This window comes from Denitratisoma sp. DHT3, from assembly GCF_007833355.1.
Taxonomy (GTDB): domain Bacteria; phylum Pseudomonadota; class Gammaproteobacteria; order Burkholderiales; family Rhodocyclaceae; genus Denitratisoma.
Map to the genome: position 1 here is coordinate 2,057,341 of NZ_CP020914.1, position 12,161 is coordinate 2,069,501.

Sequence of the window (12,161 nt, forward strand, 5' to 3'; positions counted from 1 at the left end):
GCTTCTTCTCGGTTCATGCCATTCGACGAGGAGAAGCTCATGCAGGTGGTGTCCATCATTTCGACCAAAGGCGGCGTGGGCAAGACCACGACGGCCGCCAACCTGGGCGGCTTCATCGCCGATGCCGGGCTGCGCGTGCTGCTGCTGGACCTGGACGTGCAGCCCACGCTGTCGAGCTACTTCACGCTGGACGTGCGCGCGCCCGGCGGCATCTACGAGATGCTGGCCTTCAACGAGCGGCGCATCGAGCAACTGGTGTCGCGCACCGCGATCGCGGGCCTGGACCTGGTGCTCTCCAACGACGACCGCGGCGAACTGAACACGCTGCTGCTGCACGCACCGGATGGGCGCCTGCGACTGCGCCATTTGCTTCCCGTCTTCCGCACGCACTATGACTTGCTGCTGGTCGACACCCAGGGCGCGCGCAGCGTGCTGCTGGAGATGGCGGTGCTGGCGTCCGACCTGGCGCTGTCGCCGGTGACGCCGGAGATCCTCGCGGCGCGCGAGCTGCGGCGCGGCACGCTGCAACTGATCGAGGACATCGCGCCGTATCGGCACCTGGGCATCGAGCCGCCGCCGCTGCGTCTGCTCATCAACCGTGTGCATCCGGTGTCGTCGAACGCGCGGCTGGTCCAGCAGGCGCTGCGACAGGTGTTCCAGGAACAGGCCGGCGTGCAGGTGCTGGGCACCGACGTGCCGGCCATCGAAGCCTATCCGCGCGCTGCGACACGAGGATTGCCGGTGCATCGGGTGGAATACCGGCAGCCGGCGGGGCGCACGGCACCCGCGGCGCTGGAGACCATGCGCACGCTGGCCGGCGAGCTGTTCCCCGCGTGGCGGGAGCGCTTCGCGCTGGTCTCCGGCCGGGCCGATGCGGGAGGGGCCGGCCATGGCGAGCGCGCATGAACTGGCGCGCGGCCGTGAACGGCTGCGCGCGCTGATCGAGTTCGCGCTGGGCGAAGGCTGGCGCGTGGTGCGCACGTCCGGTGGGCACCTGAAATTCACGAAGCGAGGCTGCGCGTCGATCTACACCAGCTCGACGGCGAGCGACCACCGTGCCGACCGTAATGCCCGCGCGCAACTTCGCCGCGCCGACCGGCCGGCGCAGGAGAACGGCCGTGGCTGAGCTGACGCCGCAGGACATGGCTGCCAAGCTGCTGGCCACCGGCTTCGAGCGCAGCGGCCCTTCGGCCGCGACCTTGAGCGACCCCATCGCCGACACGCCGATGGTGGTGACGCTGGACCAGTTGCGGCCCTACGACCACGACCCGCGCGTGACGCGCAACCCGGCCTATGCGGAGATCAAGGCGTCCATCCGCGAACGCGGGCTGGACGCTCCCCCCGCGATCACGCGCAGGCCGGGCGAGGCGCACTACATCATTCGCAACGGCGGCAACACGCGGCTGGCGATCTTGCGCGAGTTGTGGAGCGAGACCAAGGAGGAGCGCTTCTTCCGCATTGCGTGCGTGTTCCGCCCGTGGCCGGCGCGCGGCGAAATCGTGGCGCTGACCGGGCATCTGGCCGAGAACGAGCTGCGCGGCGGGCTGACCTTCATCGAGCGGGCGTTGGGCATCGAGAAGGCGCGCGAGTTCTACGAGCAGGAAAGCGGCCAGGCGCTGTCGCAGAGCGAACTCGCGCGGCGACTGACTGCCGACGGCTATCCGGTGCCGCAGTCACACATCAGCCGCATGAACGATGCGGTGCGCTATCTGCTGCCGGCGATCCCGACGCTGTTGTACGGCGGATTGGGCCGGCATCAGGTGGACCGGCTCGCGGTGCTGCGCAAGGCGTGCGAGCGCACCTGGGAGCGGCGTGCGCTGGGCCGCACCGTGACCGTGGACTTCGCCACCTTGTTTCAGGACGTGCTGACGCAGTTCGACACACAGCCGGACGACTTCTCGCCGCAGCGGGTGCAGGACGAGCTGGTCGGCCAGATGGCCGAGCTGCTGGAGGCGGACTACGACACGCTGGCGCTGGAGATCAACGACAGCGAAAGCCGCCAGCGTGCGCTGACCAGCGAACCGGCGGCGCCGACGCCACCGGCAGCGCCTGTCGTGCCTGCTGATCCTCCCCCGCCGGTCTCCGCGCCTCAGCAGCCACCCGCCTCGTCTGTGCCGCGCGACACCACGCCGGTCGCGCCTTCGGCGCCAGCAGCGACACCGCCTGCATCGCCCGAAGCGCCGGAGGACCAGCACGGGGAACGCGAAGAGCGCCTGCAGGGGCACATCGTGACACCGGCACCGACCACCGAGCGCCTGCAGTCCATCCAGCGGATGGTCGCGGACCAGCTCGGCGACAAGCTGCCCGACTTCGAGGCCGATGCGTTGCGTGCGATCCCCGTGCAGGTCGGCGGGCTCTATCCCATCTCGGACGTCTGGTACGTCGAGCCGGGGCTGGACGTGCCGGATCGCCTGCGCGTGCACATCGCGCAGTTCGCGCGCGAGATCGGCGAGGAAGCGGCGGTCGCCGACCACATTGAGGCCAGCGTCGGCGGCATCGGCTTCGTCTGCGCGGCGCCGGTTGTGGGCCAGGCGAAGGCGCTGCCGGCGTTCGCGCGGGCGGTGCTGACCCTGCTGCATGTGCTGAGTGCGGCTCCGCCCTCCGCGAACGGATTGGACCGCGCGCGGCTGGCCGACGAGCTGGCGGCGCTGCTGCATGGCCACGGCGGCTCGGCCACACGCCTGAGCGATGCTGCGCTGGTGAAGCTGTTCCGTCTGCTGCGCCTGGCGCGCCGGCTGCTGGATCTGGAAGCCGGCGTAGCGAGCCAGGATTCCTGAGCGCAGGAGGCTCCCGTATGTCGGCACCGCACCCGCTCAACCAGGCCGTGATCGCCCAGGCCCTGCATGACCTGCGCAACGGCCAGTTGCGCCGCTGCAAGGCCATGGGCTTCGGCGAGGAGGAGCTGGATGCGCTGAAACACCCCGAGCTCGTGAGCATGCTGGTGAATGCCACGGTGTCGTGGTGTTCGGTGTCGGTGAACCGGGAGGTATTGAAGCGGCTTCTGAGCCAGGTGCACGACGTGGAGCGGGAGATCGCCACGGTGGACCGCATGCTGCGCCTGGGGGCGAGCACGGAGATGGTCAGCAAGTTCTACGGCCTCACGCATCAGGAAGTGGCGCTGCGCCGTGACATCCTCGGGCTGCCCAAGCGCAAGGGCCGGCATCCGGTGCTTGATGAGGCGCAGGACGTGGCCTTGTGGGAGCGCTGGAAGGCCGGCGTCGCCGAGCGCCATATCGCCCTGACCGACGACATGGCGATGCTGGCGCTGACCATGGACCTGGCCGAGGCCATGACCCTGCCCATGTCGGTGATCTGGTCGGCGATACGGAACTGGATCGACCAGGGGCTGGTGTAGCCATGACCACGGGCAGCGTATCACGGCGCGATGGCCCGGTTGCGCTGTCGGCGTTGTTCGACGAGGCGCTGCGGCACCTTGAGCCGAAGGAACCGGCGCAGGGCACGGCGCCGGCCGCCGACGGTTTCCTCTACAGCGGCAACCGCCATGAGAGCGTGCCGCGCAGGCTGTTCCTCGACCGGCGCCTGACGCCGCTGGAGCGCAACGCCTGGCAGGTGTTCCGCCTGCAGCTCAACGACGACGGCGTGACCGCCTTTCCCACCTACGACCAGCTCCGCCCCTATCTGGCGTCCATGCCCTGTGCGGCGCAAGCCTCGCACGAGACCGTGGCGCGCGCCTTGACGCTGCTGCGGCTGACGCGCTGGCTCAGCCTGGCGCGGCGGCGGCGCGACCCGAAGACCGGCCGCATCCAAGGCAACCTCTACGTGCTGCACGACGAACCGCTGTCGCCCTTCGAGGCGATGCAGCTCGATGCCGACTACCTCGGCCTGGTCAGCCAGGCGCTGACCCATGCCGCCAAGGCGGTACAGATCGTGGGCATGAACACGCTCAAGGAGATTGCCGGAGACCCGCTGCTCAGCGGCCGCACATTGCCGACCCGCTTGCAGGTGCTGGCGCAGCGCATGGCGCTGCATGGCTGGACGACGCCAGGTTATCCACAGGAGGGTGCGGACCACGAATCCGAAGAAGGCCAGGAAGCCCTTCTTCGGAATGCTGCGCGCCCGTCTTCGGAATCCGAAGCAGGACCGAAACCCGCGCCGGACGGCTCTCTTCGGATTCCGAAGGAGGACCGTACAGTACGTAATGATCGTATAAATGAAGTACGTACAGTACCGCGCGCGAGGGCCTTGCAGAACCTGCGGCTACCCGAGCGTTTCCTGCGCTTGAAGGACGAGCAGCAGGCCGGCGCGCTGGTGGCGCTGCAGCAGGTGGACGAGGCGCAGAGGCAGGCCGTTCTCGACGAGTGGGCGGCACGCTGCCACAACAGCGCGGTACGCAACCCGGCCGGCTACCTGTTTGGCATCATCCAGAAGGCGATCCGCGGGGAGTTCAAGGCCTGGGCCGGAGAAAGTGCATCGGCACCGCCAGCGCCCCCGTCACCTGCGCCCTCGTCACCGCCGGCATCCCGTGCGGCTGACCCCGAGGTCGCACGAGCCTACCTGGCTCAGCTCCGAGAAGCCTTGCGTGATCGCTGATGTTGACTATCCCCAGGGGATAGCTGGAACAGACATCTTTCCGCCGCGCTCGATTGTCGCCCGCCGAATGACAGGCGAAACTGTCGCCTGTGAATCAGACGAGGACAGCCACGCACGAGCCCGGCCGACGATGGACATGACGACTTCCCCCGCCACAAACGCACTGCAACCACTACAGCAAGACGTTCAGCGCTTGCTGGGCAGATGCCTGTTGCGCCTTCAACAATACGAGCGCCTCATGAAAGCCATCGTGGCCCACCACGAGATTTCAGGCCCGGCGCATTCGCTGGAGGCCATTCGCGCAGCGCGGATTGAAGATGCCGCGACCAAGACCCTGGGCACGTTGGTCGGACAACTGTTTGGTTCGTATGTCGTCACCGATGGAAATGGCGGCGAGGAACGCGACGACGATCTTCCCGGCGACGTGATTTCCTTTCGCACGCGCGTGCAACTGAGCCTGTCTGCGCAGGACTACGCCAACACCCAGGCCGACCTCAAAGACCTGGTATCGCTGCGCAACACTCTGGTGCACCACTTCATCGATCAGCACGATCTATGGACCGTGGACGGGTGCCGCGTTGCACAGGACGAACTCGGTTCCGCCTACACGCGCATCGATCAACACTTCGAGCAGCTGCGCGGCTGGGCCGAGCACATGGATCAGGCGCGGCGCCTGGCAGCGGAGTTCGTCCAGTCGGATGTGTTCCACGACCTGGTGGTCAATGGCATCGCGCCGGACGGCACGGTGGACTGGCCGGCCGCCGGCATCGTCCGCGCGCTGCGCGAGGCCGCCGCGCAGTTGGCCGTCGAGGGCTGGACACCCATCGCCGCCGCTGGCCGCTGGATCGCGGACCGGCATCCCGAGCAGCTTCCAGCCAAGTACGGCTGCAGCAGTTGGCGGCAGGTGGTGCATGAGTGCCGCCTGTTCGAGCTTCGCTACCGTGAGGTGGAGGGGCAACGGGCCGCCTGGTACAGACCTCGCGAAGCATAGCCCCGCAACGCGGTCTCACCTCCGCGCGAGCCGCGAACACATCCGCCGAGCTATCCCCAGGGGATAGCCGGCACACACAGCCTTCCGCGCGGAACAAACCGGGCGCGCATGGGCTGCGGTTTGTTGACTGACAGCCTTCCGGCCGATGCCGATGCTGGCGACTCGCCAATTCACCGCGAGTCGCTCCCATGGCCAACGAACGCACAGAACCCCTGCAACTGAATCTCGGATCGCTGCGCAGCGCGATGTCGCTGACGCTGCACACGCACCACGCTTCGCGCATCTGGCACGGCCGCGCGCCGACCGAGGGGCGCCCAGGCATCATCGGTCTCAACGGCTTCATCGGCGCCATGAACAAGATGAAGCGCGGCGCCGAGCAGGACGACCCGTACTCGGACTGGTGGATGTTGCGGATCGAGGACAAGCTCGCCGACACCAAGACCCGTCTGCAGACCCTGCGCGACCAGGTGGATCAGGCCTTGGCCGACGTGCCATCGGCGCTGTCGCTGGGCGAGAACATGAACGTGCAGCCGGTGAAGCTGCCGCTGTTCGTGAACGCCCAGCTCGGCTTCATGGCGGTGTATCTGCTGGCCGACTACGACGACCTGGCACGCAAACTCATCCTGGCGCACCACACGGCGCTGATCGACCGCAGCACCTTGGAGCGCTGGCTCAATGATGGTGCGCACGCGCTGCGCAGCCTGTTCTCGCTGGCCCAGCAGTACCGCTACTCGGGCACGACGCGCGACGACTTCGCGGCGAAGAACGCGGCGGCGCGAGCGGCGCTGGAGAAGTTCGGCGAGTTGCCGCAGGACGTGCTGGAAGGCACGCGCCGCTCGCGCTTCGCGCCACCCATCGCGCGGCGGACGAACAAGCCCGGCACGCCGCCTGCTGCGCCTGCCATCGTGCCCGATGCGCAGGCTTCCACGGGTGGCGCAGCCGATGGTGCGGCGGGCGATGAGGGTGCTGGCGCATGACAGCATCGCCCCCTATCAGCCACTCCACGCGCTTCGTGGCGCTGGAACAGGCGGACTTCCAGCGGCTGGAACACGCAGGCTACCTAAAAGGCCTTTTACAGCCTTTTAAGGGTAAGGGGAGTCTGGAGACCTGGGCCAGCCAGTGCGCAGCGCTGCGCGACGACGTGATTGGCCTGGCGCAGCGGCGCGTGCTGCCCCAGGCGCGCGCCTATCCATTCAGTCTGCTCGACGTGCAACTGGCCCAGCAGGCCACTGGCGCAGGGACGACCTTCCTGCGCTGGCGCAACCTCGACCGTTCCTCCATGGGCGTGGCGTTGTGGGAGGCCCTGCTGGCCAACCCCGCGACGCCGGCCTCGCTGATCGACGAGCTGTACGCGATCGAACTGCAGCGCATCGTGCTGAACATGCAGATCAGTCTGACCCACAGCATCTCTCGCCAAGCCCTGGAATGCGCCAACAAGGCCGCGCAGGCCGAAGCGGCTTACCTGCGGCGCGTCCACGGGCATACCGCGTCCGTTCCACCCACCACCAAGGAGTCACCATGAGCACGCACTTCGTCGGCGAGGGCAACATCGGTTCTGCGCCGGACTACCGCGAATTTCCGAACGGCAACGACGAGCCGCGCCGGCTGCTTCGCCTGAACGTCTACTTCGACAACCCGATCCCGAAGAAGGACGGCGAGTACGAAGATCGCGGCGGCTTCTGGGCGCCGGTGGAACTGTGGCATCGCGAGGCCGAGCACTGGAAGACGCTGTACCAGAAAGGTATGCGGGTGCTGGTCGAGGGCCGCACCGTGCGCGACGAATGGGAGGACGCCGACGAGAACGAGCGCGTGACGTTCAAGGTCGAGGCGCGGCGCGTGGGCATCCTGCCGTACCGCATCGAGTCGGTGGCGCTCAGCGCCAAGCCGGCCGGCGGACAGTAATTCGCCCATCGCCGTTCCCCCGAGGGCGGCTGTAGCAACCGTCATACGCCCGCGATGCACCAGCGAGCTATCCCCAGGGGATAGCTCCAAGGTCGTCCACGGAGTTCCAGCCGCCCTCCCGAAACGACGCTCTTGCTGTGCCAGCTCCTACGATCTATGCACACCGCTGCGGCAACGAACCGCCTGCCAATCACAAAGCGGTGTCTGCATCAATCGACTTCCTTGCTGCCGGCATCTCCTGGCCCCGCCAAGCTGACGCCCATCCGATGAACCGCACATTTCCAAGGAGGCTTCATGCGCGTGTTCCTGTGCGAGAAGCCGTCCCAGGGCAAGGACATCGCCCGTGTGCTGGGTGCCGGTCAACGCGGCAACGGCTGCTACAGCGGCGCGGGTGTCGTTGTGACCTGGTGCATCGGTCATCTGGTGGAGGCGGTTCCGCCCGAAGGCTACGGCGAGCAATACAAGCGCTGGGCCATCGAGCAACTGCCCATTCTTCCTGAGCGTTGGCGTGTCGAGCCCAAGGCGGCGACCGCAGCGCAATTCAAAGTCGTGCAGCAGCTCGTCGCCAAGGCGGGCAAGCTGGTGATTGCGACCGACGCCGACCGCGAGGGCGAGATGATCGCCCGCGAGATCATCGACCTATGCGGCTACCGCGGGCCGATTCAGCGCCTGTGGCTGTCGGCGCTCAACGATGCGTCGATCCGCAAGGCGCTGGGTGCGCTCAAGCCGTCCGCCGAGACGCTGCCGCTGTATTTCTCCGCACTCGCCCGATCGCGCGCCGACTGGCTGATCGGGATGAACCTGAGCCGCTTGTTCACACTGCTGGGGCGCCAGGCCGGCTATAGCGGCGTGCTGTCGGTGGGGCGCGTGCAGACGCCGACGCTGAAGTTGGTCGTGGACCGCGATCGCGAGATCGCGCGCTTCGTCTGCGTACCGTTCTGGGCCATCGAGGTTGCGCTATCGCATGCAGGCCAGCCCTTCGTCGCAAGCTGGACGCCGCCGCAAGGCAGCACCGACGATGCGGGCCGCTGCCTGCAACAGCCGGTGGCGCAGCAGGCCGCCGAGCGCCTGCGCACGGCCGGCTCCGCCCAGGTGCTGTCGGTAGAAACCGAGCGCGTTCGCGAAGGGCCGCCGCTGCCGTTCGACCTGGGCACGCTGCAGGAGGTGTGCTCCAAGCAGTTGGGCCTCGACGTGCAGGAGACGCTGGACATTGCCCAGGCGCTGTACGAGACGCACAAGGCGACAACGTATCCGCGCTCGGATTCGGGCTACCTGCCCGAGAGCATGCTGGCTGAGGTGCCGACCGTACTCGACAGCCTGGTCAAGACCGACCCCAGCCTGCGGCCGCTGATCGAGCGCCTGGATCGCCAACTGCGCTCGCGTGCATGGAACGACGGCAAGGTGTCGGCTCACCACGGCATCATCCCGACGCTGGAACCCGCCAACCTGTCGGCCATGAGCGAGAAGGAGCTGGCCGTCTACCGGCTGATCCGCGCCCATTACCTCGCGCAGTTCCTCCCACACCATGAGTTCGACCGCACGATGGCGCAGTTCTCGTGCGGCGGTCAGTCGCTGGCGGCCGTGGGCAAGCAGATCGCCGTCACCGGCTGGCGCGAGGTGCTGGCGACGCCGGGGCCGGACGATGCCGATGGCGAGGATGCGCAGCGCAGCCAGGTGCTGCCCGCCCTGCATGCGGGCCTGTCCTGCCCGGTCGGAAAGGTGGATCTCAAGGCGCTGAAGACGCTGCCGCCCAAACCCTACACGCAGGGCGAGCTGATCAAGGCCATGAAGACCGTCGCCAAGTTCGTGACCGACCCGCGGCTGAAACAGAAGCTGCGAGATACCACCGGCATCGGCACCGAGGCGACACGCGCCAACATCATCAACGGTCTGATCGGTCGCGGCTACCTGGTCAAGAAAGGCCGCGCCGTCCGCGCTTCCGACGCGGCATTCACGCTCATCGACGCGGTGCCCTCGGCCATCGCCGACCCCGGCACCACGGCGGTGTGGGAGCAGGCACTCGACATGATCGAGGCCGGCCAGATGGCGCTGGACACCTTCATCGAGAAGCAGTCCGTGTGGGTCGGCCAGCTCGTGCAGCAGTACCGCGGCGCAACGCTCTCGCTCAAGCTGCCGCCGGCGCCGGCCTGCCCGCAGTGCGGCACACCGATGCAGCAGCGCACGGGCAAGAGCGGCGCGTTCTGGTCCTGCTCGCGCTACCCGGACTGCAAGGGCACGCTGCCGATCGAGTCCCCGACGGGCCGGCGCAGCGCACCGCGCAAGCGGCGCGCTGCCTCCAAGGCGTCCTGATCCTCGCTTTTCCCCTGCCGCGCCGGCCACTTCACTGGCGGCGAGGCAAACGTCCCGCACCGCGCGGGACTCCAAAGCGCGCGTCTCCTTCTGCAACGGTGTGCGCGCCCCGTCTGCCCGGCATCGGGCGACGGGGCGAGAAGGTCATTGCTCCACGAATCGCGCCCGCCGCCATTCCCTTGATCGGTGTGCCTTGCCTCGGCCACGAGGGGCTTCCTGACGCCTTGCCGCCGCGCGAGCCGTGAGGAGGCCACTTGGGCCGAGGGTATTCCGTGCCGGTGCCCGCCGGCGGAACAACGGGCTCCCTTTGTGTGTGGATGCACGCCAGAGGTTTCCGGCCCCAGCCACGAAACGGGCCGGGTGCGATTGCTGACGCAGCGAACGGCTTTGACGACGGCCTGCGCTGACGCAGCCCACAGGTGGTTTTCCTTCCTCTCCAGCCGAAGGCCCGCGTGGCCTTCGGCGCCCTGGTCCTTGCCTTGTCCCGTGACGCGGGCCTGCCCTAAAGCGGGCCGTCCGCGATTCGGTTTTCCCTGCGACGGCAGCCATGCTTCGCGCCCATCCTCACCCATGCGTTGCTGACAGTCGTCAGCGGCATGCCCTGGCAGTCTCGGTCTTCAAGACTGCAACGCGGTTCGCCGCGTTGACCGATCCAGTCCGCTTCGCATCGCCCACCGCGGACGCTCGCCGGCCTGGCGACGATGCACTTTTCTCAACCACCCGAGGGGAACCCCATCCCCTGTGGGATGCGTGCTCCCCGACCCACCAAGGAGCACGGCATGTCTGAACCTTCCGCATCTTCCTCTGCAACCGCAGTGCGCAGTGGTGCGCTGGCGCTGACCTGGACCGGCAAGCGTCTGCCGCTACAGGTGCTGCGCAGCGCGGCCGGCCAATACATCGGCACGCAAGACGACGAAGGCCCGGTATCGCGGGAGTCCGTCGAGTATTTCCCCACCCACCTCGCAGCACAGCGCGCCCTGGATACCCATGCCTGGACGCAGCGCGCTCAGCCCTGATTCCCCACCCTTCAAGGAGTCCTCTCATGAATCTGTCTTTGCCCGAAGACGTGCTCGATCAGATGGCGCTGGAACAGGCGCACTTCGACGCTGCACCGCAGGCCTTCTTCGAGGCCTGGAAGCGCGGCGCGCAGATCGCCGGCCACGAGTGGTTCGGCGACGGCACACGCGAAGGTCTGCAGCGTGCCACCACCAAGTGGGATCTGCGGCCCAACATGCTGATGCTCAACGACGCCCTGGGCGTGCTGAGCAGCGGTCAACGCATGTTCCTGTCCGCGATGGTGAGCTTCTACAACGCCCGCGAGGGTGGCGCGATGCTCAAGCGTTGCGGCTTCGAGGGGCTGTCCGACTTCGGCGGCCTCGATCTGGAACGGCGCCAGGTCATCGCTGACCTCACGCTGCACTACAACGGCTGGTGAGCCGCGCCTGGCAACCCACCGTCCTTTCATCCCACCCCACGAGGGACATGCGTCCCCGTTCGGGGCCATGTCCCTCCTTCTTTTCGCAGGAGCGGCCATGTCCCGAATCAGCATCTTCCACTGACCCGCACCGCCCGCCACCAGGGCGGTCCGACGCCGCGGCCGGCTGACCGGCTGCCACTTCATCCACTCGCTGGGGTTCAATCCCCGGCAGGGGATTGCCTCGGCCATCCTCTGCTGGAGGAATCCCATGTCCCATTCCAACAATCCCTTCGTCCGCGGCTACGATAGCCTGTCCGTGCAACGGCTGCTGGCGATTGCCTACGACGACGACTGCCCGCTGAGCTACCTCCCGCTGCACGTCTCGCAGTCGCACCTGCCGGACAGCCAGGTCGAGCTCCATGCCTGCGTCTTCTGCGACGACTTCGCGCTGATCACGGAAGGCCAGAACGTGCCGCCCGAGCTGGACGCGCAGTGCCCCAGCCATGGCATCGCCCGAAACCTCGTCTACGCCGTCATGGCCGAAGAAGCCGGCAAGCCGCTGCACGTCGGCGACACCTACTCCGAGGAAGCCGCGGGAGAGGTGGTACGCCGCCTGCGCTTCGAGACCGGGTTCTACAGCCGTGCCTGGGAAATCAGTTCGGCGCACATCACCGAGGAGGCCGGCCGCTATCTGGCCAACCTGGCCGACATCGCCACGCCAACCCGTTTCCTGTTCGTTGCCTTCCGCATTCCCTACAGCCCAGCGGTCGGCGTGAAGCTGATCGCCACGCCCTGGACGGATGCGAACCTGCAGCATGTCGAGGGCATCACCGCCGAAGAGCTGCGGCAGGAGCACCGGGCCAAGGGCGTGCCGGAGTCCCTTGTGGAAGTGTTGCACCTGGCTGCGCTCGCTGACGTTCGCCTGCTGGTGTTCGATGCCGACGCGCCGATACTGCAGGCATTGACGGTGTACGGTGACGAATGACCCTC

The 12,161-nt window shown here is 67.6% G+C and carries 13 protein-coding genes; all 13 read left to right on the forward strand.

Going from position 1 to position 12,161, the window contains the following annotated elements; genetic code table 11:
* Window positions 1–39: 39 nt before the first annotated feature.
* Complete coding sequence (locus B9N43_RS09500) at window positions 40–906, forward strand: ParA family protein (RefSeq protein ID WP_062798520.1); 867 nt, start codon at window positions 40–42, stop codon at window positions 904–906.
* Window positions 890–1,126 carry a hypothetical protein gene (locus B9N43_RS09505; protein WP_062798518.1) on the forward strand — a complete coding sequence of 79 codons (237 nt, stop codon included), beginning with the start codon at window positions 890–892 and terminating at the stop codon, window positions 1,124–1,126. Before B9N43_RS09500 ends, B9N43_RS09505 begins: the two co-directional genes overlap by 17 nt.
* Window positions 1,119–2,777 (forward strand): ParB family protein, encoded by a 1,659-nt coding sequence (locus tag B9N43_RS09510; RefSeq protein ID WP_145842004.1) that lies wholly within the window; start codon window positions 1,119–1,121, stop codon window positions 2,775–2,777. Before B9N43_RS09505 ends, B9N43_RS09510 begins: the two co-directional genes overlap by 8 nt.
* A gap of 17 nt (window positions 2,778–2,794) precedes the next feature.
* The gene (locus B9N43_RS09515) at window positions 2,795–3,355 is read left to right on the forward strand and encodes a DUF2857 domain-containing protein (RefSeq protein ID WP_004255086.1); all 561 of its coding nucleotides are present in this window, start codon (window positions 2,795–2,797) and stop codon (window positions 3,353–3,355) included.
* A gap of 2 nt (window positions 3,356–3,357) precedes the next feature.
* Complete coding sequence (locus B9N43_RS09520; protein WP_145842005.1) at window positions 3,358–4,551, forward strand: STY4528 family pathogenicity island replication protein; 1,194 nt, start codon at window positions 3,358–3,360, stop codon at window positions 4,549–4,551.
* 238 nt (window positions 4,552–4,789) lie between these two features.
* The gene (locus tag B9N43_RS09525; RefSeq protein WP_023101518.1) at window positions 4,790–5,542 is read left to right on the forward strand and encodes an OST-HTH/LOTUS domain-containing protein; all 753 of its coding nucleotides are present in this window, start codon (window positions 4,790–4,792) and stop codon (window positions 5,540–5,542) included.
* A 188-nt stretch (window positions 5,543–5,730) separates the two neighbouring features.
* The gene (locus B9N43_RS09530) at window positions 5,731–6,519 is read left to right on the forward strand and encodes a PFL_4669 family integrating conjugative element protein (RefSeq protein WP_004362271.1); all 789 of its coding nucleotides are present in this window, start codon (window positions 5,731–5,733) and stop codon (window positions 6,517–6,519) included.
* Window positions 6,516–7,064, forward strand: a complete 549-nt coding sequence (locus tag B9N43_RS09535) for a DUF3158 family protein (RefSeq protein WP_062798512.1) — start codon at window positions 6,516–6,518, stop codon at window positions 7,062–7,064. The genes B9N43_RS09530 and B9N43_RS09535 overlap by 4 nt, the downstream gene beginning before the upstream one ends.
* Window positions 7,061–7,444: a single-stranded DNA-binding protein gene (locus B9N43_RS09540; RefSeq protein WP_062798511.1), complete on the forward strand. Its 384-nt coding sequence runs from the start codon at window positions 7,061–7,063 to the stop codon at window positions 7,442–7,444. The genes B9N43_RS09535 and B9N43_RS09540 overlap by 4 nt, the downstream gene beginning before the upstream one ends.
* Window positions 7,445–7,738: 294 nt before the next feature.
* A complete protein-coding gene (locus tag B9N43_RS09545; protein WP_145842006.1) occupies window positions 7,739–9,754 on the forward strand; it encodes a DNA topoisomerase III in 2,016 nt (671 codons plus the stop codon).
* Between the two features lie 779 nt (window positions 9,755–10,533).
* Window positions 10,534–10,770, forward strand: coding sequence for a hypothetical protein (locus B9N43_RS09555; protein ID WP_135350802.1), 237 nt, complete (start codon window positions 10,534–10,536; stop codon window positions 10,768–10,770).
* Between the two features lie 26 nt (window positions 10,771–10,796).
* Complete coding sequence (locus B9N43_RS09560) at window positions 10,797–11,189, forward strand: hypothetical protein (protein WP_011829941.1); 393 nt, start codon at window positions 10,797–10,799, stop codon at window positions 11,187–11,189.
* A gap of 250 nt (window positions 11,190–11,439) precedes the next feature.
* A complete protein-coding gene (locus B9N43_RS09565) occupies window positions 11,440–12,156 on the forward strand; it encodes a hypothetical protein (protein WP_012584771.1) in 717 nt (238 codons plus the stop codon).
* Window positions 12,157–12,161 lie beyond the last annotated feature (5 nt).

Bases quoted from the DNA above. Each gene is read 5' to 3' on its own strand.
- B9N43_RS09555 (WP_135350802.1), top strand. From the start codon at position 10,534: ATGTCTGAACCTTCCGCATCTTCCTCTGCAACCGCAGTGCGCAGTGGT.
- B9N43_RS09535 (WP_062798512.1), top strand. From the start codon at position 6,516: ATGACAGCATCGCCCCCTATCAGCCACTCCACGCGCTTCGTGGCGCTG.
- B9N43_RS09500 (WP_062798520.1), top strand. From the start codon at position 40: ATGCAGGTGGTGTCCATCATTTCGACCAAAGGCGGCGTGGGCAAGACC.
- B9N43_RS09525 (WP_023101518.1), top strand. From the start codon at position 4,790: ATGAAAGCCATCGTGGCCCACCACGAGATTTCAGGCCCGGCGCATTCG.
- B9N43_RS09540 (WP_062798511.1), top strand. From the start codon at position 7,061: ATGAGCACGCACTTCGTCGGCGAGGGCAACATCGGTTCTGCGCCGGAC.
- B9N43_RS09515 (WP_004255086.1), top strand. From the start codon at position 2,795: ATGTCGGCACCGCACCCGCTCAACCAGGCCGTGATCGCCCAGGCCCTG.
- B9N43_RS09520 (WP_145842005.1), top strand. From the start codon at position 3,358: ATGACCACGGGCAGCGTATCACGGCGCGATGGCCCGGTTGCGCTGTCG.
- B9N43_RS09560 (WP_011829941.1), top strand. From the start codon at position 10,797: ATGAATCTGTCTTTGCCCGAAGACGTGCTCGATCAGATGGCGCTGGAA.
- B9N43_RS09545 (WP_145842006.1), top strand. From the start codon at position 7,739: ATGCGCGTGTTCCTGTGCGAGAAGCCGTCCCAGGGCAAGGACATCGCC.
- B9N43_RS09505 (WP_062798518.1), top strand. From the start codon at position 890: ATGGCGAGCGCGCATGAACTGGCGCGCGGCCGTGAACGGCTGCGCGCG.
- B9N43_RS09530 (WP_004362271.1), top strand. From the start codon at position 5,731: ATGGCCAACGAACGCACAGAACCCCTGCAACTGAATCTCGGATCGCTG.
- B9N43_RS09565 (WP_012584771.1), top strand. From the start codon at position 11,440: ATGTCCCATTCCAACAATCCCTTCGTCCGCGGCTACGATAGCCTGTCC.